Origin of the sequence: Salinimicrobium sediminis (genome assembly GCF_900215295.1) — a bacterium.
In the GTDB taxonomy this organism is placed as follows: Bacteria; Bacteroidota; Bacteroidia; order Flavobacteriales; family Flavobacteriaceae; genus Salinimicrobium; species Salinimicrobium sediminis.
Map to the genome: position 1 here is coordinate 99,561 of NZ_OCMF01000004.1, position 25,369 is coordinate 124,929.

General features: G+C 41.1%; 16 protein-coding genes. 7 read left to right on the forward strand and 9 right to left on the reverse strand.

Going from position 1 to position 25,369, the window contains the following annotated elements:
* Nucleotides 1-3: 3 nt before the first annotated feature.
* Nucleotides 4-3,645: a chemotaxis protein CheB gene (locus CRO16_RS13375; protein ID WP_097056901.1), complete on the reverse strand. Its 3,642-nt coding sequence runs from the start codon at nt 3,643-3,645 to the stop codon at nt 4-6.
* 494 nt (nt 3,646-4,139) lie between these two features.
* Entirely contained in the window at nt 4,140-6,191 is a 2,052-nt protein-coding gene (locus CRO16_RS13380) for a S8 family serine peptidase (RefSeq protein ID WP_179670548.1), read from the reverse strand.
* 436 nt (nt 6,192-6,627) lie between these two features.
* Between CRO16_RS13380 and CRO16_RS13385 the strand changes: the two genes are divergently transcribed.
* The 7 genes from CRO16_RS13385 to CRO16_RS13415 all read left to right on the forward strand — a co-directional run bounded on the left by CRO16_RS13385 (nt 6,628) and on the right by CRO16_RS13415 (nt 15,361).
* Nucleotides 6,628-7,905, forward strand: coding sequence for a carboxypeptidase-like regulatory domain-containing protein (locus tag CRO16_RS13385; protein ID WP_097056903.1), 1,278 nt, complete (start codon nt 6,628-6,630; stop codon nt 7,903-7,905).
* A 148-nt stretch (nt 7,906-8,053) separates the two neighbouring features.
* The gene (locus CRO16_RS13390; protein ID WP_097056904.1) at nt 8,054-9,277 is read left to right on the forward strand and encodes an exonuclease SbcCD subunit D C-terminal domain-containing protein; all 1,224 of its coding nucleotides are present in this window, start codon (nt 8,054-8,056) and stop codon (nt 9,275-9,277) included.
* Nucleotides 9,274-12,303 carry an AAA family ATPase gene (locus CRO16_RS13395; RefSeq protein WP_097056905.1) on the forward strand — a complete coding sequence of 1,010 codons (3,030 nt, stop codon included), beginning with the start codon at nt 9,274-9,276 and terminating at the stop codon, nt 12,301-12,303. The genes CRO16_RS13390 and CRO16_RS13395 overlap by 4 nt, the downstream gene beginning before the upstream one ends.
* Nucleotides 12,304-12,394: 91 nt before the next feature.
* A complete protein-coding gene (locus CRO16_RS13400; RefSeq protein ID WP_179670549.1) occupies nt 12,395-13,072 on the forward strand; it encodes a type 1 glutamine amidotransferase domain-containing protein in 678 nt (225 codons plus the stop codon).
* A gap of 353 nt (nt 13,073-13,425) precedes the next feature.
* The gene (locus CRO16_RS16355; RefSeq protein ID WP_245859057.1) at nt 13,426-14,094 is read left to right on the forward strand and encodes a response regulator transcription factor; all 669 of its coding nucleotides are present in this window, start codon (nt 13,426-13,428) and stop codon (nt 14,092-14,094) included.
* 219 nt (nt 14,095-14,313) lie between these two features.
* The gene (locus tag CRO16_RS13410; protein WP_097056906.1) at nt 14,314-14,886 is read left to right on the forward strand and encodes a pseudouridine synthase; all 573 of its coding nucleotides are present in this window, start codon (nt 14,314-14,316) and stop codon (nt 14,884-14,886) included.
* 154 nt (nt 14,887-15,040) lie between these two features.
* Nucleotides 15,041-15,361: a hypothetical protein gene (locus tag CRO16_RS13415; RefSeq protein WP_097056907.1), complete on the forward strand. Its 321-nt coding sequence runs from the start codon at nt 15,041-15,043 to the stop codon at nt 15,359-15,361.
* Here the strand turns inward: CRO16_RS13415 and ypfJ are convergent.
* From ypfJ to CRO16_RS13450, 7 genes are all read right to left on the reverse strand, one after another.
* Nucleotides 15,358-16,200 (reverse strand): KPN_02809 family neutral zinc metallopeptidase, encoded by an 843-nt coding sequence (gene ypfJ, locus CRO16_RS13420; protein ID WP_097056908.1) that lies wholly within the window; start codon nt 16,198-16,200, stop codon nt 15,358-15,360. The genes CRO16_RS13415 and ypfJ overlap by 4 nt on opposite strands.
* A gap of 134 nt (nt 16,201-16,334) precedes the next feature.
* Nucleotides 16,335-17,015: an ABC transporter ATP-binding protein gene (locus tag CRO16_RS13425; protein WP_097056909.1), complete on the reverse strand. Its 681-nt coding sequence runs from the start codon at nt 17,013-17,015 to the stop codon at nt 16,335-16,337.
* Nucleotides 17,016-17,017: 2 nt separating this feature from the next.
* Nucleotides 17,018-18,280, reverse strand: coding sequence for an ABC transporter permease (locus CRO16_RS13430; RefSeq protein WP_097056910.1), 1,263 nt, complete (start codon nt 18,278-18,280; stop codon nt 17,018-17,020).
* Between the two features lie 2 nt (nt 18,281-18,282).
* A complete protein-coding gene (locus CRO16_RS13435; RefSeq protein ID WP_097056911.1) occupies nt 18,283-19,362 on the reverse strand; it encodes an efflux RND transporter periplasmic adaptor subunit in 1,080 nt (359 codons plus the stop codon).
* A gap of 129 nt (nt 19,363-19,491) precedes the next feature.
* Nucleotides 19,492-21,906: a glycoside hydrolase family 65 protein gene (locus CRO16_RS13440; RefSeq protein ID WP_097056912.1), complete on the reverse strand. Its 2,415-nt coding sequence runs from the start codon at nt 21,904-21,906 to the stop codon at nt 19,492-19,494.
* Nucleotides 21,907-21,928: 22 nt separating this feature from the next.
* Nucleotides 21,929-24,706: a cation-translocating P-type ATPase gene (locus CRO16_RS13445; protein WP_218839740.1), complete on the reverse strand. Its 2,778-nt coding sequence runs from the start codon at nt 24,704-24,706 to the stop codon at nt 21,929-21,931.
* Between the two features lie 37 nt (nt 24,707-24,743).
* Nucleotides 24,744-25,169: a hypothetical protein gene (locus tag CRO16_RS13450; protein ID WP_143544548.1), complete on the reverse strand. Its 426-nt coding sequence runs from the start codon at nt 25,167-25,169 to the stop codon at nt 24,744-24,746.
* Nucleotides 25,170-25,369 lie beyond the last annotated feature (200 nt).

Sequence of the window (25,369 nt, forward strand, 5' to 3'; positions counted from 1 at the left end):
TTTTTATGCTTTTAGTTTAAAATAAAAGGAACTTCCCACTCCTTCCTGCGATTCCACCCAAATACTTCCTTCGTGCAGGAGAACGATCTTCTCCACATGTGCCAAGCCTACACCCGTACCTTTATCGTCATCATTTTTAACCCTGTTAAAAATGGTGAAAATCTTCGCCTGATCTTCTTTGGCAATTCCCATTCCATTATCGACAATTGAAAAAAGCCAGTATTCTCCTTCTTTGTAAGCGGAAATCCGAACTTCAGGATTTCTATCCTTAGGTGTATATTTTATAGCATTACTAATTAGGTTTTGAAATAAAAGCCTTAATTCTACTTCATAGCCAAGGATCTCCGGAAGTTCACCCACATGTATCCTTGCTTTCCTGTCTTTAATGCTTTTTCCAAGGTCATTGGTCACCACCGCTACAACTTCCCGGGTGTTCACCAGTTTCTTCTTTCCGTTTCTTCCAATGCGGGAATGTTCTAAAAGTGCCCTTATCTGTTCGGAAAGACGCGTAGAAGCCTGTTTAATATATGAAATATAATTCTGCCCTTTTTCATCAAGTTCAGATGAATACATCTTGCCCAGAATGTCAATACCGAATTTTATGGTAGAAAGAGGCTCCTGGAGGTCATGAGAACAAATTGATACAAATTGCTCCAAATCCCGGTTAGCCCTTTCCAAATCTGCCTTTTGTTCCTTTAGTTGAGTTTCAGCAAGTTTTTGCGCCCCAATTTCAACAAAAGTATAACGAATGGTCACCAGTCTTTGTTCCTCATCTTTTTCGGCAATTGCATTAAGGATCACAGGCAAACGTTCCCCGGTACGGGTAAGGAGTGTTTGTTCAAGGTTAACAAGAGTACCTTTTTCTGCAAAAATTTTATGAGACTTTAGTGCTTCTACCTGAGCATTTTCTTCATAGAGGTCATAAATGGATTTGCCCACAAGATCTTCCCTGGAGTCATATTTAAGCTTCCTCACCGCCATGTTGTTACAATGGATAATCTTGTAATTGTGCGGGTTTACACTAATATGCATTACAGGATCCTCCTCGTAGAAATTCTTTAGCCTCTTCTCACTGGCCTGTAGCTTTTCTTTTGACTTGTGCAGGTTTTCTATATCGATGAAAGTAATGACCACGCCATCAATTTTCTGGTTCGAATTGATGTAAGGAGAGATCCTACGCAGAAAATGAGTACCATCTCTGGAAGTGACAGGTTTCTCTAAAGTTTTACCTGTAGCCAGAACTTTTTTACATCGTTCCACGAGTTTACTTCTTCCAATGTTCCCTGTAAAATGGCTAATGGGTCGTCCTATATCACTTTTCAGGAAACTAAAGTGATTTTGGATGGCAGGAGTAAATTTTCTTATGCTCAATGAATTATCCAGGAATATGGTTCCTATCTGTGTACTTTCAAGCAGGTTGTTCACATCTGCGTTAAGAGCAGCCAAATCTTCCATTTTCTGAAGATTTTCTGCATTTACAGTATTGATCTCCTCATTTACACTTTGAAGCTCCTCATTGGTACTTTGCAGTTCTTCATTTGAAGCGAGCAATTCTTCATTGGCCGCCTGTAATTCTTCATTACTTGTCTCAATTTCTTCCAGAGAGCTTTGGAGCTCCTCTTTGGTTTGCTTTAACTCCTCTTCCAGGTTGATCACATATTCCTTTGTGCGGGTAGTGAGAGTAAGATTATCTACAGTTTCCACTTCCTCTAGATTCAGTTCCTTTTCAATAAAAGTGATCATAAATCCTGTTTCGGAATCCAGGTGCTGCTGAACAAAAGGTTTAATTAGAATATCTACTGACTTTTTCTCATCCTGGTGGCGAAATACGGCATCACTGCAATAGACTGTTTCCTGAAGTTTGTTAGCCTTTTTAAGGCTGTTCTGGATAAGATATTTGAGATCTGAATCCAGCATATCAAGAAGGTTTGTAGAAAAACCGTTTACAGGAAGGTTGGCATATTTCCTGAATTCCCCAATTGCATCCAAAATGTTATAATCTGAATCTACATAAACACTGGCTGCGTTAAAATGGTCCAGAATAGTGGAATTAAAGTCTCCGGTAAGTTTGGTCGTAACTGAAACTGAAGGAGCTTTTAAAATTTGCCTTGGCTGATTTTCCTTCCTTTGCTGCCCATAATTTTGTTTTGACGGAAAGTGAGAAAGACCGGATTCAAGTCTTTTACTCGGTCTTATATTCTTGTAGATCTTCCATTTGCGGTCAACATCTTCAAAATTGTTCTGTTGAGGATGGACCGTTTCACTGGTACCTAAAACAAGTATCCCATTTTCTTTCAAACTATAGTGCAATACGCTCAGCGCTTTAGCCTGAATAGCGGGTTGGAAATATATAAGCAAATTGCGACAGGAAACCAGATCCATATTACTGAACGGCGGGTTCTTGATCACATTATGCCGGGAAAATATAACTGCCCGTCTCAGCTTTTCAACTACCTCATAGTTGTGGGCTTTACTGGCGAAGTACTTTGCCAGAAGTTCTGCAGGAACATCTGCCGCAATACTTTCGGGATATCGGCCCATTCCGCCAATTTCAAGATGCTTTTCTGCAATATCTGTAGCAAAAATCTTAAGCTCAATATTCTTATTCTGCTTTTCCATTTCTTCATAGAAGCACATGGCAAAGGAATAAGCTTCTTCTCCTGTACTACAGGCAACATCCCATAGTTTAATTATGTCTCCGTCCTCCTTTTCTTTAATAATTTGAGGTATGACAGATTTTCGGAGGACTTCCCACACCTTATTATCTCTAAAGAATTTGGTTACACCTATCAGAAATTCCCGGTATAAGATATCAACCTCACCTTCTGTACTGGTCAAATAAGTATAATATTCTGCCAGCGACCGACTTTTACAAACACTCACCCGCCTTGCTACTCTTCTTGCCAGAGTAGATCTTTTATATTCCCTGAAATCCAAACCTGTCTGCTCATCAATAAAGTTCAGGATTTTCATCAACTCAGACTGGTCGTAGGCTACATCCCCATCCTTAAAATGAAAGACAGCCGGGGCAGAAATAAAGTTGCTAAGCTCTGCTCCCATTTTTTTTACCGGAAGCACGTAATCAACCAATCCGGTATTGATGGCACTTCTTGGCATTCCGTCGAATTGTGCTTCGTCGGGTTCCTGCACCATTACCATACCGTCATTTTCTTTAATGGCACGTGCACCACGGGTACCATCACTTCCTGTCCCGCTTAAAATTACACCAATTGCCTTTTCCTTATGCTCCTTTGCAAGAGACTCAAAGAACATATCAATGGGAAGGTTAAGCGTCTGGTTCTTGGGTTTTTCGGAAAGGTAAAGGCGATCATTCTTTAATACCAGATTATTTACCGGCGGAATTAAATATACATGCCCCTGCATTACCTCCATTCCATTTTCCACTTCCAGAATGGGCAGATTGGTACTTCGGGAAAGCAACTCTCCCATCATACTTTTATAATCGGGTGAAAGATGTTGTATAATGACATATGCACTTTTAGAACCCTGCGGCACATTTTGAAAAAATGCCTTAAGAGCTTCAAGCCCTCCTGCACTGGCTCCAATTGCAATAATTCTTGCAAAAGTGGGTTTGGAAGATGGTTCGGGTCGAAGAGCCTGGGAATTGGATACGTTTTTACTCATACATGGTCTAAGGCTGTCAATGACTCAACATACGCTACACTGAAAATCCTGGAGTTTTCCTATTGTTTTTCAGCGTAAGCTGTGATCGTACTTAACAACACCAATAAATTTAAGCGCTTATTGAAAAATATCAGGCCGTGAAAATAATTCTATCTGGTTTTTTTTGCTGTTAATGAATTGTTAACTAACATTTCAGGAAAGAATTTTTGGCAATTAAAAGAAAATGACTAAGGTATTCTGCAGGTAATTTTTAATTGCATAACAATATTGATAATCTTTAAAACAAAAAGCTGTAAAACAATGAAAGAGAGAAGAATAACGCGCCTTCTTCCCCTTTAAAAGGCACGTTAGTGATCTTACTCCCTTTCTTTATTTTAAACAAAAAATTAAAGCTGTAACATAATAATTATCAACATCTTACAAAGATACTCTATCCTCTTAAAAAATCATAGTCTATAACCCGGGGAATTCCCCCAATTTTTATTTCGGAATTCTTAAAATTGAACACTAAGCGTATTTGAACAAATTTCCAAACTTGAAGAAACACAAATTTTATAGGTCAGTGCACCTCCTCCTTTAAAGGATGTGGAATCGGTATAGATTCCGGTGTCATCTATAGTTCTTAAAAATTCGCCATTTCTGTAGAGATCAACCTGCTCATAATTACCGGCAGGGCTCCAGGTGAGATCGGTTTGCCACTGCCCTTTATTCTTATAGCCTCTGCCAGTCAACAAAAATTCCCCGGGATTCATCTCCTCCCCCTTAACTGAAATATTTTTTGCTATAAATGAAGTTGCACCCAAATTGTCGGTCACCTGAAGTCCCACCTCATAATTACCGCCTGTTGCATAGGTATGCTGCGGATTCTGCTGATTTGATGAATTTCCATCTCCAAAATCCCAGCTCCAGGCAGTGATATTTCCGTCAGAATCTGAACTCTGATCTATGAATTCCAAGTCCAAAAGATCGGCGGAAAAGGAAAAATCGGCTTGCGGTGAATTATTTCCGGAACCCGAGGTTCCTCCATTTCCGATGACCACAGCTACCTCTTCAGAACAATTTTCGTATTCGATATTACACACCCGGTAAACTATTGTAGCATTCTTTTCAAAGAGGAATTCATCGAAAATATAAGGACCTTTTTCAAATCGCCCTATGATCATTCCGTTTCTATAGAGCTCGTAAATTCTTCCTTCCGGAGTATTCCAGTTAAGATGTACTCTATAGTCTCCTCTGGACTTTGACAGAAGAGCCTCAAGGGTTATTTTAGGCGCAGGAGGGGGTATAAAGTCTATTGTTCCCCAGGAATTATTGGCAAGAGCAGAGGTGCCAGACGGCACATCATCAATAAAGCCGGGAGTAGCGTTTTCAACAACAGCAGCATGAACCTGGGCAGGCGTAGCTTCCGGATGCATTTCCAAATATTGAGCTGCAATTCCTGAAACATGAGGAGCAGCCATTGAAGTTCCACTTTTTAGAACGGTTGCGGTATCAGCTTCAAATCCGGCTGAAGCAATGGAAACACCGGGTCCATAAACATCCACACAGTTGCCGTAATTTGAAAAATAGGCCCGTTTGTTATAAATATCACTGGCTCCAACTGTTAGAGCCCCGGGAGTTCTTGCCGGAGTGTATTCACAGGCATTTATATTTGAATTTCCGGCAGAAATAACATAATTAATTCCAGAAGAAATAGAATTTTCAATAGCCAGTTCCAGGGGCTCCTCTACTCCTTCCTTACCCAGGCTTATGTTCACCACTGCCGGATGAGCAGCATTTGCGGTGACCCAATCTACAGCCTGCAAGACCCTGGCTTCAGAGGTTTGAGAATGGCAACTAAAGACCCTTACCGAAATTAAATTTACATCTTTCGCCACCCCATAAGTTTTTCCCCCTATAGTACCCGCAACATGAGTTCCATGACCATTACAGTCCTCTCCATCTCCTATATCGGGATCATCAATATCGTAAAGATCATCGGGAAAATCCCGAACAAAATCTTTCCCCAAGGTCGCCCGACCTTCAAACTCATTATGAGAAAATCTTATTCCCGAATCCATGACGTAGACATTTATTCCGGCACCTGTGGAAGTGTAAGCATAAGTCCGGTCTAAAATACTTTGTCTTTGATCTATCCTGTCAAGTCCCCACTCCGGGTACTCCTGTACAGTAACAAGAGAATTGACTTCTTCGCCTGTTAGAAAAATATATTCATCCTGTGTGACAGAGATCACCCTCGGATCATTTTCCAGTCTTTTAACCTGCTGCAGATCCAGTTTAGCAGTGAATCCCGTAACAGTATGTTTAAAGCTTCCCTTTATTTCAACTCCAGGGATCTGACGAATTTCTTTAGTTACCGCATCTAAAGCTGCTTGCGATTTGAAATCGGCAGGAAATTTTGACAACAGTACAATGTATTGGTCCTTTACCAATTGTTTATTTTCTACACCACTTTGAACGTCTACCTCCAGTTTTTTTAGACTGTCCTCTGCCACTGATTCCTTTTCACAAGACCAAATGGAAATAACGAATAAAAGTAAAACCATAGTTTTTACTATTTGCCAAAAAGGGACTGAGAAGTAAAACCGGAAGGATTTTTTTTGAATCTCTATCATGATAATTTTTATTTTTTCAAAATCTTCAATTGGAGATTAGCTCCAATACTGTTAGTATGGACAAGCAATTGATGAAACAGAAATAGAACATTATATTCACGCCTCAGGGGGTAGAGGGGAATTTTCCCAGATTGTAGGGAATCGGGAAGGAATAGCATAAATTTAACAATAATTATAATTAAAGTTTGGAATTACAGTGCTTAAATCGATAAAATAATATTTATAGATGATGTAATGGTGTTTTTCCTTAAAGTCCTTACGAGCAAGTAGGATAAATCCCTTATTTTTTTAAAGAGAGAGGCTAGCCTCTTAAAAATCTTACTGAAATTCACTACCTTAGGAGGTAGATCTTAAAATTTCATGAGCCATGAAAAATCGCTGTTTATTTACCCTTAAAAATTTAGTGGCCCTCCTGCTTATTATCAGCTTTAATTCCGAAGGTTCGGCAATGTTTCAACAAATTCCCGGCACTTCATTTACCGAATACAAAGGCAAAGTTGTCAATAGCCGTAATCAGGAACCTTTGTCTGCCGTGTATCTTGCTGTTGAGAACAGTAATATTTCTACCGTGACCAACAGTGACGGAGAATTTTCCCTCAAGGTGCCTAAGCAAAATGAGGACGTAAATGTTTTGGTTTCTCACCTTGGCTTTAGAAGCCAAAGACTGCCATTATCATTTTTTGCCAGGGGTAATGTTGTTATCGAACTGCAGGAATCCTTAGAAGAACTTGAGGAAGTTGCCATATTGACCTATACCGATCCCGTGGCGTTAGTTAAAAATATGCTTGAAAACCGGGGTAGCAACTATTTTACCGAGCCAACGACCATGACAGGTTTTTACAGAGAGGCTATCAAAAGAGGTCGCAAAAATGTATCTCTCAGCGAAGCTGTTGTAAAAATCCATAAGGAATCTTACACCTCCAATGCAGACGACAGGATTTCCCTGGTTAAAGCCCGTAAAACGGCAGATTATGACAGATTGGATACCCTGGCTCTAAAATTAAGAGGTGGCCCGTATAATCCTTTGAGTATAGATATCATGAAAAATCCTACTTATATTTTTAACCAGCAGGATCTTTCGAATTTCAGGTTTAGTTTTGATAATCCTACAAGAAATGGGGAACGGTATCTTTACGTAGTAAATTTTGAAGAGTTGGAAAGAGATCTACCCTGGTACTATGGAAAACTCTACATAGACGCCGAAAGTTTCACCCTTGTCAAGGCTTCTTTTAATCTTAATGTCGACAATAGAAAGGCTGCTACAGATCTGTTTGTAAAGAAAAAACCGGGGGGCACTAAAGTTTATCCCATCGAAGTCAATTATGACATTTCGTACAGAGAAAGAGATGGACGCTGGTATTTTGGCCACGGGCATACCGAGTTGGAATTTGTTGTAAACTGGAAACGCAGGCTGTTTAACTCCCGATATAAAGTAGATAGTGAACTGGCTGTAACAAACTGGCAAACCGTAAATGAAGAAATTTCGCGAAGGGATGAGAACTTTATCAACCGCAGGATTATCATGAACGATGATGTCTCAGGCTTTGCCGATCTTTCTTTTTGGGGTGAAAATAATATTATAGAACCAGATGAATCTATTGAAAGTGCAATAGATAAAATAAGGAATAAACTGGAGAATAATTAAATCAGTTTATCAGCACAAAATATACTCCTGAAAATGATATTTTTCAGGAGTATATTATTTTATTGCGTCACCGTTTGTCGTCGTGCTCTGTAACTTTGCAGGAAACTTAGAATCCCTTTACCTTCGAGATCTCAAATATTATATCTGAATGAAGATCCTTCATACTGCCGACTGGCACATAGGAAAAAAGCTCCACAAAACAGAACTGGCCGAAGATTTCGATCTGTTCATCAACTGGCTGTGCAAGACTATTGAAGCTGAAAAAGTAGATCTGCTACTCGTCTCGGGTGATATCTTTGATCTTGCCAATCCTTCTTCTGATGCCCGCCGACAATATTATCGTGCCCTCATAAAAATGAAGCAGTTCAAATGCCGGATCATTCTAACAGGAGGCAACCATGATTCTCCCGCAATGCTCGATGCCCCAAAAGAGATCCTAAAGGAATTAAACATCGACATCCTCGGGGGCTTACCGGAAGATCTTGAAGATGTTGTAATCCCTGTGCCGGGGAAAGATGGTAAAACTGAAATAGTAGTAGCTGCCTTACCTTTTCTAAGAGATGCCGACCTGCGAAGGGCAGAGGATGGCGAAAATTATGAAGGTCGTGTAGAGGCTCTTAAAAAAGGCATTCAAAATACCTTTTTTGAGGCTTCAGAAATTTGCGCATCTAAATTTCCCGAAATTCCGGCTCTGGCAATGGGCCATCTCTTTACTGCAGGAATTGAGACTTCAGAAAGCGAAAGAGAGATTCAAATAGGGAATCTTGCAGCCTTTGAAGCTTCCCGCTTCGGCAGTTACTTTAATTACATCGCTTTAGGTCACATCCATAAGCCACAAAGAGTTTCGGCTGCAGTGCCGGCCTTTTACAGTGGCTCTCCCCTCCCCCTTTCGTTCAGCGAAAGAAAAGATGAAAAAAGAGTGCTGCTAATAGATACCAATAATGGATGGGAACCAGAAAGCTTACCTGTTCCTTCATTCCGGTCGTTGCTTAAGATCACTGGGAATTTGGAGAAACTCAACCTCAAATTGGAAGCACTTTCCGAAAAAAAACAATTGGAAAGTTTGATTGAGGTTGAATTGAGGGAAGAAAATTATGACGCTTTAAAACTATATGCACTTGACGAGCTGGTTTCCAACTTTAAAAGAGATGGTTTTAGGATTGTAAAATATCGCACGGGAGATAAACATCATAGAAAAGGCGCTGCACAATCCTTTCATGAAGGTCAACAATTGCAGGATTTACAGCCGAAAGAAGTTTTTGAGGAGCTTATTGGCCACCACGAATATGATCCAGAAACCAGACAGGAAATTTTCTCTGCATTTGATGAGCTTCTGGAAGAGGTACAACGGGATGAAAACACTGCGCTATGAAGATCTTAAAAATTGAATTTCAAAATATAAATTCCCTGAAAGGAACTCACGAAATCGACTTTTCTAAAGCTCCTTTTACCGTTAGCTCATTATTTGCGATCACAGGGCCCACCGGAAGTGGAAAAAGCACGATCCTGGATGTGATTGCACTTGCACTCTTCAACCGTGTTCCGCGCATGCCCGGTAACAGGACGATTTCAAAAGCAGACATTGAAAAATTTGGTGCGGTACTTACCCGCAATCATAAAGAAGCCTTTGCAAAGATCACCTTTGAAACCAACTCGGGACATTACACCTCAAAATGGTCCATCTCCACAGCCCGTACTGGAAACCTAAGGGATTACGAAATGGAGATCACCGATCTCTCCTCCGGAAGGCTCTTTGATCTCAAAAAATCTGAAGTACCTTCTAAAAATGAGGAATTGATTGGTCTTTCTTACGAGCAGTTCATTAAAGCTGTGCTCCTGGCGCAGGGAGAATTTGCACAATTGTTAAAGGCTGAAAAAAAGGAAAGAGGCGAATTACTTGAAAAAATCACCGGCACCGGAATCTACCGGCAATTAGGGATAAGGGCTTTTCAGAAATTTAAACAAGTTAACGCCGAAATAGAAGACCGGCAGCGGGATATAAACCTGCTTCAAAATGACCTTTTAGAAGACGAAGCCGTGGAGCAGTTAACGAAAGACCTCGCAGAGAAATCGGCAGCCTGTGCCCCGTTGGAAAAGGAAGTGGAAAAGCTTAAGAAAAATCTTGATCTCAAAAAAAATATTGAGGAGCATAAAAAACAGGTTTCTGAAAAAGAAAAACTGAAACACTCTGCTGATAATCAACTGCAGCAATTTCTGGATCAATACCAGAATAAAATAGAAAAGCATGAGCAGGTGCAGGTTTTTGCAGAAGATCTTAGGTCCTGGCAAAACCTGGATAAAACCTGTAAGGAGATCAAAGAAGAATTGGCTGCACAGGCCAGGAACGAAAAGGAAAATGAGCAAAACATCAGTTCATGTCTTGAAAAGATCAGGGCCTTTTTAAAAACAGAACCCGAAACAGAAAAAATTGAGGACAGCCTGCAGGAATTTTCCAGAAATGTGCGAAATCTCCAACAGCAAAGAAAGGACAAGCTTAACAAATTTGATACTTTGAAAGACCAATTTCATTTCGAAGTAAGGGAAGTTCCCTTTAAGCTGAACGGAGATCTTGATTCTGAAGAGCAGAAGCTGAAGGAGATGAAGGCAGCACGCGAAGAAAGCCTTGAGGAATTAAGGGAGCAGCTGAAGGACCTCAACCTTGAAGATCCGGAAACAGAAAAAGACAGGCTTCAACAGGCTGTTCAGCTGGGAAGGCGTGCCCAGCAGCAGGCTTCAGGTATAGAAATGCTTTCGGGGGATATCGAAAAAGCAAAAAAGGAAGAGCAAGATCTGCTTCCCCAGATAGAAGGACTTCCGAAGAAAATTGAGGAGCTAAGCAAAACATCTGAAGCTGTACGAAAAGATCTGAAGATCTTTCAGCTGCAGCGCGAAAATGAAATCATTACTGCTAATCTTGAAGACCTGCGACATCAATTGCATTCCGGCGAACCCTGCCCTTTGTGCGGGGCAAAGGAACATCCTTACGCCAGCGGACTCCCACCTAAAAATGATCAACTTCAGGATCAAATTGCTGAAGCCCAAAACAACCTGGATCGGCTTGAAAGAGCAATCACCGGCTACAAAACCAGCCTTGGGCATTACCGGAAGCAACTTGCAGAAATTCAAAAGCATCTTTCAGAAAAGCAGCCGCAACTGGAGGCTCAAAAAAGAGATTTTGAAGACAAATTCTCTAAGATTAATCCTTTAGGAGAGAACTGGGAATTGTTTTGCAGCCACAGGGAACAAAAGCTGCAGCTCCTGGAAAAATTTGAAAAGGAAAAGCGGCGTTTAAGTGCCATCATCGCGGGAGTCAAAATTATTCCGGAAATAAAGGAAGTAGTCTCGCAGGGGAAACAGATCAAGACACAACTGGATGAACTTTACCAGGGAAATAATATCGACACCGACTGCCTGAACCTTCAGAAATCCTGGACTGGATTCCAACACCAATCCAAGTCACTTAAAATACTGGCGGAAGAATTAAACCGCAAATTGGAAAGAAGATCGGGAGAATTAAAGCTCCTGGAAAATTCCCTGCAGCCAAAGCTCACCGAAATAGATTGCAGGGAAATTAAAGAGGCTTTAGAAAGGTTAATGCCCGAAAATGCGTTTACAGAACTTAGAAAAAAACGGGAACAGCTTACCTCCCAAAAAGAGCAAATTGAAGCCTCTTTAAAAACACTCCGGGAACAATTCCGGAATTTAAAAAACAAAGATGTTGAGGAAACTGAAGAGGAACTCACGCAAAAATTGTCGGCTGCAAAAAAACAGCTTGAAGAATTAGGAGAGGAATGTGAAGAATTGAGGTATAAACAGCGTATCCATACAAGCTGTTTGACGAAGATCGCTGCTATTGAAAAAGATCTTGCGGGAGCTAAAAAGGGGATCAGACGCTGGAAATTGCTTGATGAACTTATAGGTGATTCAAAAGGAAACCGTTTTAATGATTTTGCACAGGACCTAAGCCTTTCTCAACTTTTGGCCCACGCTAACAGCAGACTTAAAGATCTGAGCGATCGTTATATTATAGATAAACCGGAGAAAGATGAAGATGACAGCCTCGTAGCAATTGATGAACATATGGGCGGGCAGCGACGTTCTGTCAAAACCCTTTCGGGAGGGGAAACGTTCCTGTTGAGTCTTTCTATGGCGCTTGCTCTAAGTGACCTCGCATCAAGAAATGTTGAGATCAACTCCCTTTTTATAGACGAAGGCTTTGGAACCCTTGACCCTGAGACTCTGGACCAAACTCTGGATACCCTGGAAAAACTACAGGCAGAGTCTTCCAAAACCATTGGAGTGATAAGTCATGTGGATTCTTTGAAAGAAAGAATAGCCACACAAATTCGACTTACCAGAAACGGCCAGGGATATAGCTCATTGGAAATTGTGGGGTAAAGATATTTTTAGCTTTTCGTATTAATTAAAAGATAAAGTTTTGGCTTGCACCAGGGCTTTTGAGGATCTTTATAGTTAAACGAATTACGATATGAAAAAGATCCTGATCATTCTTACTTCTCATAGTGAACTGGTAAACACAGATTCCAAAACAGGTGTATGGCTGGGAGAATTCACAGATCCCTACTATGAATTTATTGATAAAGGCTATACGGTTACCCTGGCAAGTCCTAAAGGCGGGAAGCCTCCTGTGGATCCCAGAAGCGAACTCACTGAAAACATTACTTCTTCAAACCGAAGATTCAAGAAAGATGAAGCAGCTCAACGAGGTTTCGAATTTACGCAGAAGCTTTCAGACTTAAGCGCTGATGATTTTGACGCCATTTTCTTCCCCGGAGGACACGGCCCAATGGGCGATTTGGCTACAGATGAAGATACTGCCCGCCTGGTGGTTGAATTCTTTAATCAGGATAAACCCATTGCGGCGATATGTCATGGGCCAGCAGCTTTGTTAACTGCAGCAACCGAAGCACCTGAACTTTTGCAAGGCAAAGAGGTCACCGCCTTTTCAAATACTGAAGAAAAGATGGTAGGTTTGAGAGACAATATTCCCTTTAGCCTGGAAGATCGTTTAAAGACTTTAGGTGCTCATTACAGCAGTGCAACAATACCTTTCACTTCAAGGGTAAAAGTTTCAGGTAAACTTGTTACAGGCCAGAATCCCGCCTCAGCTGAAAAAGCAGCGAAAGAGCTAATCAAACTATTATAAAAATAGGTCTTGCAGGGTTCTAAAAATTCATTCTTTCCAGGCTGATATAGAATTGTGGCCAACCCATACTATTACTTGTGCCATACCCTTCAGGATTACCAATGGTCGAGTTCTTGCCATGGCAGCAGGCGGAAAAAGGACCGGCAGAATCGCCGAATCTCTGAATATTATCAAGAGATTATAAATTCACATTTAAATATCAAGAGAAAACTGAAGGTGAGTTCCTCTTTTGAACTTATGGAATTCGCCAGAGCTTTTGACCTTTTATAAAGGTTTTTGGGATTTTGTCGTTATCAATGACTCTGTTTTCAAGAATTATCAGATTTTTATATTTTTAGCAAAAACGAAAGGATTTGGTTCAAAATTTCCATGAAAAATTAGAGATTTTTTCTTCCTGTGCAGAATTAATGCCCGGAGTAGTAGTAGTTCACGAATTAAAAGAAAAGGATTTCCGCACCGTCTTCATGAGTTCCCGGGGTTTGGACCAACTGGGAGTGAGTTTGCAGGAATTATCAGATATGGGTTCAAAATATCATGAACGCTTCTTCAACAATGAAGATATGGAAGATTTCATGGTGAAACTGCGACAGCTGCTTCAAAATAAAGATCCCCTGGAAACCTTCACCTTTTTTCAACAGGTAAAATTTAAAGACAGAGAGGAATGGGTATGGCATATGGGGTCCATAAGAATCTTTCATCAGGCTGCAGATGGCACTCCCACGCATTTGGTGACAGTTTCCTTTCCGGTGGACAGAATGAAACATATCCCCAATAAAGCAGAACGTCTGCTAGCTGAAAATGAATTTTTCAGAGAGAATCTTCATAAATTCCTGAACATGGGCAAAAGGGCAAAGGAAGTCCTAAGGTTGGTAGCTTTGGGAAAAAGTTCTGCTGAGATTGCAGAAGAGCTCAACATTTCCATCGAAACCGTAAATACCCACCGCAAGAACATCAAGAAAAAACTTGGGATCTCATCTAATTACGAATTTGCAGAATATGCTCGCGCATATGACCTCATTTGAGGAAAGGACAAAAAAAAATCGGGGCCCCTACACCCCCGATTTTTTAATCCATTGAATTAGTAATCCTACTCTTTCAACTTCATGGTGTAAAAATAACAGGGCTTTACGATCCAAACAATACCCATTATTGGGGAATTTTTGCTTTAAATTGGACTTTATTTGTTAAAATTGCCGCTGTAAATTTATTTCCGATATAATTTCTAATGCTCCCTTAACCCGATGGAAAGACATTTTAGGATCTTCAAACCCTATGGATATTTAAGCCAGTTCATTACCAACCAAAGAACCCGGCGCAATAAAAAGCTGCTGGGGGAATTATTTGATTTCCCTGAAGGAACCATGTCTATAGGAAGGTTGGATGAAGATTCTGAAGGCCTCTTGTTGTTAACCACCAACGGAAAAGTGAGTGCAGAAATTACCGGAAGAAAGGTTGAAAAAGAATATTTTGTGCAGGTGGACGGCAAAATTACTCCTGAAGCTGTAGCTCTCCTAAGAGATGGAGTAGAAATTGGACTCGAAGGGAAAAAATACATGACAAAACCCGGCAAAGCTGAGATCATTTCCTCTCCCCCTTCCTTCCCGCCAAGGCAAAAACCTATAAGAGATGAGCGGCATGGACCTACCAGCTGGATTGCTGTAACCATTAGGGAAGGCAAATTTCGCCAGGTAAAGAAAATGACTGCGGCTGTTGGCTTTCCCACCTTAAGATTGGTAAGAGTGAGGATTGGAAAAGAAATGCTGGGAAGTATGGAAATGGGAGAAGTGCAGGAAGTGAAGGAATTTATACTTTAAAATTCTGCTTATCCATTCCCGTTATACACCGGGAAATGCTTTCCTTCTTTTTCGCCTTTGTGCTGAAAAGTACCCGATTTTTTCGTAACTTCAGGATAGCAATTCCTATAAGATTTTTCGGTTTTGCAACATATCTCTAAACCTGCTTCCTAAAATGAGGGTTTTTATAGCGATTTTGCTTCTGCTTCACGCCATCCTGCACCTCCTGGGTTTTGTAAAAGCCTTTTATTCGGATTTTTTTCCGAAGTTGATGAGAGATATAAGTAAATCTGAAGGATTGCTTTGGATGGTTTGCTGTGGCCTTTTGATCCTGGCTGACATCTATTTTTTACTTCAGTATCCCTTTTGGCCGGTGCTGGCGATCATAGGATCCTTACTTTCACAATTCCTTATAACTATGAACTGGGAAGACGCAAAGTATGGGACAATTCTAAATATTCTTATCTTAGGTATAAGTTTCCCTGCCTTGACTTAAAGTCCAAGGGCAGCAAAAGTATCTCCCAAAGAAAGATCTCCGGTTTGATATCCTTTTAAAAACCATTCCATGCGCTGCCGTGAGGTCCCATGCGTAAAAGCATCAGGAACTACACGTCCTGTGGTCCTCTTTTGTATAGCATCGTCTCCCACTGCACTTGCGGCACTGAGGGCTTCTTCTATATCACCTTCCTGTAAATATTTCTTGTTATAATGAGCCCAGATACCCGCGTAAAAATCTGCCTGCAGTTCAAGAGCAACAGAAAGTTCGTTTGCTTCTTCCTGGTTTGAATCCTGCTGAAGTTGCCTCACCTTTCCCGAAGTCCCTAACACTGTCTGAACATGATGTCCTACCTCGTGTGCAATGACATAGGCTATAGCAAAATCTCCCTCTTTTGCCCCAAATCTGGTACGCAATTCCTCAAAAAACCGAAGATCCATGTACACTTTTTCATCTGCCGGACAATAAAATGGACCGGCAGCCGATGATGCTCCCCCACAGCCCGTGTTGACTGCCTCGCTGAACAATACCATTCCCGGTTCGGGATAATCTGAACCTTCCTGCTCAAAAAGCCGGTTCCAGACATCCTCTGTGTCGGCTAATACAATAGCCGAATAATCTCCAAGTTCTATTTCTTCTGAAGTTAATTCTCTTTCTTCCCCGGCTGGGGCTTGTTGCTGTTGTAACTGGTTGAGGATCTCTCCTGCATCTCCCCCCGTAAATAACTGGATAGCAATAAAGATAACGGCAATAATTCCGCCTCCCGCTGCTATTTTTCCGGTGGAACTACCTCTGCGATCCTCGACATTAGAACTTTTCCTGCGGCCTCTCCATTTCATCTTGTGTGATTTTCACCACAAATTATAATTTTTTTTCTCCTGATGTTGTTGGTGTTTTCTTAATTCTCCTGTTCAAGACGAATATCTGTAGCATAAAATTTTAGGATAACTTCCCAAATTATTTCTGCAAAACCTTAATTCAGGCTAATGATCCTGCCATCTTCCATGGTAATGATACGATCGGTTTGATTGGCAAAATCCAGGTCATGGGTTACAATAAGCAAAGAAAGCCCCTGTTCATCACTTAACTGCCTGAAGATCTTTAGTACATTATCTGAATTATGGCTGTCAAGGTTTCCTGTTGGTTCATCTCCCATGATGATGAGGGGATCATTAATTAGAGCCCGGGCAATAGCCACCCGCTGTTTCTCTCCTCCCGAAATTCGTGAAGCTTTTTTCTGCGCCAGGTGACTTATATGTAGCATTTCTAACTTGTGAAGTGCATTTGCCCTTATCTGCTGCGGGGAACATTCGGCAAGTTTGCGGGCGGGGAGCATGACATTTTCCAGAACACTAAATTCGGGTAACAAATAATGGAACTGAAAGACAAAACCTATATGTTTATTCCTTACAAAAGCAAGTTTGTTGGGTGGTTGTCCTGTGAGCAACTCTGCATTTAAAAATAATTCTCCCTGGTAATCCCGGTCCATGGTAGATAAAATGTAGAGAAGTGTAGATTTCCCGCAGCCAGATTTTCCCATAATTGAAACAAATTCTCCTGCTTTTACATCAAAGTTGATATCCTTAAGCACATGAAAATCTACCGGTTTCCTGAAATGTTTATCGATATGCCTGGCTTCAAGGATTGGTTTCATGACTATATTCCCGTTATGATCCTCACAGGATCAATTCTTTTAGCCTTGCGCGAAGGGAGATATCCGGCAAGAAAGGTAAAAAGCATAGCGAAACATATTCCCATCACATAAAAGCTGAGATCAAAATTGACGGGGTAAGTTTCTACAGTGGGCAGAGCTTCAGTTTCAAAGGGAGTATGACTTATTAGCAAAGAAATTCCGTAGCCAAGGAGAAGGCCTAATATTCCTCCCAGAAATCCTATGATCAACGCCTGACTCATAAAAATAAGCTGGACATCCCTTCCCGAAAATCCTGTAGCTTTTAAAATGGCAATATCATTCATCTTTTCATAGATCAACATATTTAAAATATTATAGATCCCGAAACCTGCGACAATAAGAAGAGTGATGGAAACAGCATAGGTAATTAAATTTCTAACGGTAGTTCCCGTTTCAAATTGGGCATTAGCAGTTTTGACATCAATTGCGGTAAGTCCAAACTGCTCTTCTATGAACCGCGAAATAGGAACGGCATCTTCAATATCGTATAACTTTACATTTATATCTGTGATGTAATTACCCGGTTCCCCAAGAATATTCTGAACGGTTTTAAGATTGGTGAAACTCTGCACATTATCTATCTCTATGATCCCACTCTGGTAGATCCCTACTATCTTTAAAGGAAAAATATCCCCTTTTACAGTGGTTATTTGTACCCGGTCTCCAATTTCCAGAGCTAATTTATCTGCCAGTCCCGCACCTAAAATAATTCCGTTGGAAGTATTATGAAGGTCTGAGGCACTCCCTTTGACAATATAATCCCCTAAATTAAAAAGCTCCTCCTCCTTTAAAATTTCGACTCCTGAAAGATTTCCACCAAGTTCAATAGAACCGGCTATATAGAAGACCTGTGTTTTTATTTGGGGAATTGCACCTCTTATCCTTTCGTCGGTATTCAGGAACTTCATTAGCGGTTCAGCATTGTGGATCTTCTTTTGAGACAGTTTCGGTTTTACAGAATGCACCACGTTGAACCCATTTTTAAGATCCTGAAAAAGGGTAACAGGTTGTTCTGCCGTGGGTTCGATTTCATTATAGATATGAATATGCGGAGTTTGATTAAGAATCAGTTCATCCAGCATCTGGTTAAGGCCGGTCATGAAACTAACAAGAGTAATATAGGAGCCTATTCCAAAGGTGACTCCCAGAGCTGCAATAAGCGTTTGCCTGAACTTGCTTAGCAGGTGCGTTTTTGCGATGCTGAGTATTACCCTGTAATTTCTCATTTTTAGGGAGATAGTATTTCTGTTTCTTTGGTGATCCCATTTAAAATTTCTACAGAATCTATACTTTGAAGGCCTGTATTTACAGGAATTAGCCCCTCCTTAGTTTTGACCCTGTTTTGTCCTATAAGATATTTGCGGGGAATTACCAGAGCCTTTTCCTTTTGAGCCACCAATATATTAGCTTCTCCTGATAATCCCGGAAGAAGCACCCCGGGAGCTTCTTTAAAAACTGCCTCCACCAAAAAGGTTTGATTTCGCTCATCTTTGCGGGGGTAGATCTTGAAAACCTCGGCCTTAAAAACCTCCTGAGGATAAGCATCCAGGCTCAAATAGACCAATTGCCCCTGCTTCACCTTTACAATATCTTCTTCATCTACCAGCATCTCCACAAGAAACCTGTCCACACTTCCCACAGAGACCAGCGGCTGCGTAGTATTTACTATCTCTCCCGGATTTTTATGAATAGCATACACTTTACCGTCTATTTTACTGCGAATAGTAAAGTCGGTAGTATTCACCAATGAAGCCGAATAGGAATTCTCTGCCTGTTTTAGCTGGGTTTCCAGTTCTTTTTGAGTCAAAACATATTTGTTCTGCAGCACTTCCAGGGCAGCTTTTGATCTATCCAAAGCCAGCTTTCTGCTCTCAAGATTGGAACGTGATCCAATTTGCTGCTGCCAAAGCCGTTCCTGTCTTCTGAAATTAACGGAATCATCCTGAAATTGATGCCTGGCAACCCTTATTTCCTCCTTAAGGTTGGACAAAACAGCCGCACCTCCGTTATAATTTTCTCTGGCTAATTGTAAGGCTAAAAAGGCATTTTTGGACACCAATTGTGGATTCGTATTGACGATCTCCAGCAGGATCTCTCCTTTTTTTACCGTATCCCCTTCCTCCACCAGGATCCTGTCAAGTATTCCGTTCACAACAGCGAATGCCTGGTACAGGCTATCGGGTTGAATAACAACTGAAGCATAAACAGATTCGGTGATGGTGGTTTCCACGGGATTTATGCTTTCCTGCTCATTATTGCAGGAAAGGAAAAAGATCATTACTGCTGCAGGTATCGTGCGCCAATTCATTGATTCGCTTTTGATCAAATTTAGCTGAAAATCATCCTTTTTTGAATGATATTCATCAGCTTAAGGAGTAAAGATCCCTGGTGTGATCTTCCCAACGAAAAAACATCACTAAGACTAACTTATCTTAAGCTAAACCTCCTTTTTCCGGTAGGTAAAAGTTTTCTCCTCCCCTTTTCTCATTTTGAATTCTTCCTCATTGACGACCACTCTAATATCGTCTTTCCAACCACCATTGCTCTTTAGGGAAAGGCTGTCCTGCGTAAGTGTTACTTCCAGCCAATGCCTGCGGTACCTGCATCTAAAACTTATCTGCTTTACGTTGGAAGGCAATCCTGGATTGAAATAAAGACGTTCCTTTTTGAATTCCATTCCGGTATAGCACCTGTGAATCAGATCAACTGTCCCGGCCATCGCTCCAAGATGAATTCCTTCAGCCGTAGTACCGCCCTGAATGTCTGAAAAGTCACTGAGCAAGGCTTCTTTGAAATCATGCCAGGATTCTTCGCGGTGAGACCTTGCGTACACCCAGGAGTAAACCACCTTACTCAAAGTAGAGCCATGAGAAGTAATCCTCTGATAATAATCAATATTGAGTGCAATTTGCTCTTTTGGATCAAAATTATAACCCATGAGATCAAAGAGTTCCTTCAGCTCTTCTGAAGAAAAAAGGAAAAAGAGCATAAGAACATCCGGTTGTTTTACCGCCTTATAATTACTCACATCATCACCTTCCTTCTCCAGTATTCGGTCCAGTCTCATTGTTTCCCCAAATTTACTGCGGTAGTGTTTCCAATCTAATTCCTTTAATTTGTCAAAACCTTCAAATTGTTCAATGATTTTTCCATCTTTTACAAAAGGAATTAACATGTTACAACAAATAGTTTTCCAGCGGGATAGTTCTTCTTCGTTGATCCCCAGTAATCTGAGAAGATCACCTGCCCTGCGATCGTTGAGCTTCTCAATTACAAGCAGAGCATGTTGAAGCGTCCAAACTGCCATTACATTGGTATAGGCATTATTACGAAGACCGGGAGCTGACGAATTGGGATAGGAGGTGTGATATTCATCGGGGCCTACTACCTCATGGATCTCGTATTTTCCTTTTTCTTCATTATAAGAAACCTTACTTGCCCAGAATTTGGCGATTTCAAGCATTAATTCTGCACCGTAAAAGGACAGGAATTGCAGATCTCCGCTTACCTGGAAGTACTGCCAAACATTATAGGCAATGGCCGAATTAACGTGCCTTTGTAAATGGGTATGATCCGGTAACCAGTTCCCGGATTCGGGATTGAGGTGTAAAACCTGCGTTTCTTCTCTCCCGTTGCTACCACTTTGCCATGGGAACATCGCTCCTTTATATCCTTCTTTTGCTGCCGCGAAACGGGCCTCCGTCAATCTCCTGTATCTATACATGAGCAGGGCGCGTGTAAGTTCAGGAATACTAATATTGTAAAAAGGAAAAATAAAAAGCTCATCCCAAAATATATGTCCGCGATAGGCTTCGCCGTGCCAGCCTCTGGCGGGAATACCCACATCTTCATCTATGGTCTTTAAACTAAAAGTTTGGAAAAGATGAAATATATGGAGCCTTAGCAACAGTTGATCATCGTTACCGTCAGCTTCCAGAACTATATCACTCTGTCCCCAAAGCTCCTCCCACGCCAGCTTGTGATAGAACAGCAATTGATCAAATCCAGGGGTTCTTTTCACCGATTTCTTTGCCTCACAAAGAGGATCAGCAATTGCCATATCTCTTGAAGTATAAATACTTACCAGTTTTTCCATTTTAATGACTTTGTTTTCGAGGGCATGAAAGTTTAATTCCTGTGCAACAAAGTCCTCCTCAATTATATTGGTTCTTTCAACTGAAGGCTCATATAAGTCAAAACTAATTTGTGTCCTGCAGGCCTGGACCATTACGATTTCTGACTGGCTGCTTCTTACCTTCAGATAAATCCCGTCTTCCTCAAAGCTTCCTGTCCCGAGCGGGATGAGATGCTGCCCATTGAGCGCTCTGTATCGTGCTACCCCGGAATTCATGACCTGCCCGTTCAAAGCCGACTGGATCGTGAGTTGTCCCTCCCAGTTGAGCGGTTGTAGCTGCCATTCAATTGCGGCCAGGTGCATTTCTGACATGCTCACTATTCGGCTACTGTTAATTTGTGTTTCTCTGCCTTCTTTATCGCGAATCCTCATCCTTCTATCCAGAATCCCTTCCTTTAGATTCAGGGACTGCTCAAGGTTCAAAACCTCCACAGCATCAATATCCAACCAATCCCCATTAGCAACTTTAAATTTCAGCAGCGTCCAGTCGGGCCAATTTACCAGATCCTCGTTTTCAATTACTCTTCCGGCAATGGTTGTTTCCAGCCTATTATATCCACCGGCGAGATAAGTACCCGGATAATGGTTTCCCCCGGCCACAGCACCTTCAGCAGCAGCCCGTGTAGCAAAATACCCGTTACCAACAGTACACAAAGCTTCTCTTAGAGGCTCCTCCTGGGGGGAATAGCCGGAATATTTTATAATCCAGTCTTTCATCTTATTTACAGCAATTTCCGGGTTAAAAATCTTTATAAAAAACCTTTATGATTTGTATGATAAAGGTTGGCAGAACACTTGCGATGATGATCAACACCCAATGTTTAACCTGTAAAGGCTTTAGATCTAAAACTTCAGCCACTACAGGAATGAAATATGCTGCAAGTACTGCAGCCGTACAAAATATTACCGCCATCCAGACATACTTATTTCGGGTGACCTGGTTATTTAAAACTGGTTCACTTGCATTCCTCATATTCAGGACGTGTAGAAACTGGGAAAAAGCCAGACTCAAAAATGCAATATTGTTATTGACCCTCATGTTTTCCTCCCAATAGAAGTGGGAATAAAAATAGGCTCCTGTTACACTTGCGGCTATAATAATTCCGTAAGCAATGATCTGCACCCAGTTCTTACGAGCAATAATAGGTTCTTTAGGATCTTTAGGAGGCATCTTCATTACGTTTGGAGTACCTTCTCCTATTCCGAGTGCAAGTGCAGGAAAAACATCTGAAAGCAGGTTAAGGAAAAGCAACTGTAGAGGTAGAATAGGAAGAATAAACAGGGAAAAACTGACGAGTGCGATAAGAATGATCTCTGCAAGGTGATATGAAAGCTGATAAAGTACAAACCTCCTAATATTTCCGAAGATGATACGCCCCTGTTCAACAGCTTTGACAATAGAATTAAAGGAATCGTCTTTTAGCACCACATCTGCCACCTCCTGGGCCACCTGGGTGCCTCGTTTTCCCATAGCGATTCCAATATTTGCCTTTTTAAGTGCCGGTGCATCGTTCACCCCGTCACCCGTCATGGCCACTATTTCACCAAGCTCCTGAAAATGGCTTATAAGATCTAACTTCTGCTTTGGATCCACACGTGAAAATATGGGAATATTGACCAATTTATCCTGATCATTTTCCTTCAGCTCCTTTTTCAAGTCTTTTCCATGTAATACCGGCACCTCATGTTCTTCTTCTGAAAAGATCCTCACCTCGCGTCCCACATTTTTGGCAGTTCCGGGATGGTCTCCCGTCACCATCACCACTTTAATTCCGGCATCTTTACAGGTCTTTATCGCTGTGGCTACTTCCCTGCGCGGAGGATCCAAAAATCCCAACAAACCAACAAAAATGAGTTCGTGTAAAAAATCTTCAGCTTCTTCTCCTGCAGGCAGCTCTTTTATTTTTTTAAAGGAAAATCCCAACACCCGCAGGCCGTCCTCAGACAGCTCATTATTTCTACTCTTCCACTTCTCCTTTTCCTCTTCTTTGAATTCCTCTTTTTTACCATCTATAAGGATGTGTGTGGAACGCGATAAAATGGCATCTGTAGATCCTTTTCCTGCGACGTATAGCTCCTCATTCTCCCGGTAAATTGTTCCCATCACCATGGATTCTGAATCAAAAGGATCATGCAACTCCCGCTGCAATCGCTGGAGATCCCGGTAGAATTGAGGATCATAATTGTTTACAAAATCGAGTAAAGCAATTTCCAGAGGATCTCCTTTTGAAATATTTCCCTGCGACTCTGGTGGGGAATCGTGCTCGTTATAATCGGGGATTTCCTCATTCTCACTTGCTTCAATTGAAGTTTCCGGCTCCCCGATGGTGGCATCATTGGCAAGAACGGCGATTTCGAGCAACTCTTTCAAATTAGCTTTCACACTTTGCTGCTGCTCCCCCTCCAGTTCGGGTTTATCTCCATTCCAATTAACCTTTAACAACTGCTCCTGGGGAAGACAAAAGGTGTGGACAGTGAGTTCATTTTTGGTAAGAGTACCTGTCTTATCTGTAAAGATCACCGTTGTCTCCCCCAAAGTTTCAACAGCACCAAGGCTCTTGATCAAAACATTTCTTTTGGAAAGCCTCACCATTCCGCGGGCAAGGGCAATACTGGCAACAATGGGTAAACCTTCCGGAATAGCAGCAATGGACCAGGCGATGGAAGTTTGCACCAGTTGATAAAGATCCTTGCCAGCCAGCCAGCCAAGAACGAAAAAGGAAGTAGCCATTGCAAGAATTACCCAAATAAGTTTCCTGGTAAGTTTATTTAGCTTAGAATTCAAGGGAGTGTCTTCCTGCTTTTGATCCTCTACCAAAGCTGAAATGTTACCTACCTCTGTATTCATTCCGGTAGCAATGACCAGTGCAATAGCAGTACCTGCAGTAACGGCAGTGCCTTTATAAACAATGTTTCTACGATCCGCCACCTGCAGTTCTTCCTGTAAAACTTCAGAAACTTTTTCCACCGGTACAGATTCTCCTGTCAATGGCGATTCATCCAATTTTAATTCAGTAGCTTCTAAAATCCTGGCATCGGCAGGGATCAAATCCCCGGCTTTAATTTTAATAAGATCCCCCGGGGTTATTTTTTCGGCATCAATATCTTTTTCTTCTGAATTTCTAATTACAACAGCTCCCGTCTTATCCAGCTTTTTAAGAGCCTGCATGGATTTTTGAGCCTGAAACTCCATCCAGAATCCTAAAATTGTATTGATGAGTAGCACTATAAAAATGGCAATACCCTCGGGAATATCTCCAAAAATAAGGGCCAGAGCAGCCGCCGCAAAGAGTAGATAAATAACAGGATTGTTAACCTGAGAGAAAATTATATCCCAAACACTGCGGACTTCTGCCGCCTTCAGTTTATTTAATCCGTAAATGTTTAGCCTTCTTTCTGCTTCCTCTTCAGTAAGTCCTTTGTCACAGTTGGAGAGTAGATCTTCAGCTACCTCTGCCCCGGTTTTTCGGTAAGCTTCCGGACTTCTAAGTTCTTGCTCTTTTTCATTTTTCCCCATCGACACATACATTATAAAAATAAAATCAGAGAGGCTTTTACGAGATGGATCTTTCTTTTCTCTTATATTTTATAAGCAATTCAAAAGCTCTATCTGATAAATCTCTTTTGTAAAGGAGTTCAAAGTATTTCTGCAAAAATTTTTTCTCTTCAAGGTAAAGCCAGTGTTGTTTGGTGCCTTTAAATTGTGAACGAGCTAACTTTTCCAACCAGAGGAAAAAAGGCATGTATTTTATTATATTCCCACAAGAGCAATGTTTATCTGCATTTTGGTTTCTTATGTTAAAGGAACATTTCTTTAACTTTAGATCCAATTCTTCTCTTTTTTCAAAAAGGCTCCAAACCTTATTTATGAGATCACTTTCTTTCGCAGGAAGCAGATAATAAATTGATTTATACAAGTCCATAAGACGCTGATTACCTGCAATCAAAGTATTTAACTGATATAATAGGCCGGCTTGCATAACATCACATTTTAATTTTTCACCACTTCATCTAATCAATGCTGAACGAATGCACTCTGAATTGATTTCAAGATCTCAATTCTCTGAATTTAAGACATTAATGTGGAAGATAAAATGATTAATATCACTATACCCCTTATTTTACCCGTGAAGACTTAGGGACTGTTTAGGCAGCAATAACAGTAAACCAAAAGAGAATG